This window comes from Cedecea sp. B1(4) (genome assembly GCF_059414925.1).
Genome location: NZ_JCAHMZ010000145.1, coordinates 1 through 384 on the forward strand (window position 1 = coordinate 1; position 384 = coordinate 384).

A 384-nucleotide genomic window follows, 5' to 3' on the forward strand; every position below is an offset into this window, starting at 1 on the left:
GACCCTTTGCCAGGTCCACCGCGCCGCCCAGCGCGATGACGCCGCCGTCCTGCAGCTTGCCGTAGGTTTCGCCGCGCCGGTTGACGGCGGTGGCGGCGCGCGCCGCGACATCGAGTACGCCCTGTTCGCCGATCCAGATCGACAGGTCGTGGCCGCCGCCGGCCAGCGACTCCGAGACGCCGAGGGTGAGCTGGTTGGCGCTGATGCGGCCGCCCCAGGCGGACAGCGCGCCGTTCACGGTGATCTGGCCCGCGCCCAGCAGGTCGATCTTCTGGCCCGGGTCAACCTGGACCCGCGCGCCGTCGCCGATCCGCAGCGCGGCGCGCGGCACGTCGGCCAGGGCGATCTGCAGGGTGCCGGCCTGCAGCGTCAGGCTGGCGCCCT

General features: G+C 74.5%; 1 protein-coding gene. It reads right to left on the reverse strand.

The features are described from left to right. On the reverse strand, positions 1-384 hold a 384-nt coding region (locus ACR6JA_RS22405; protein WP_494599622.1), incomplete at both ends, for a hypothetical protein.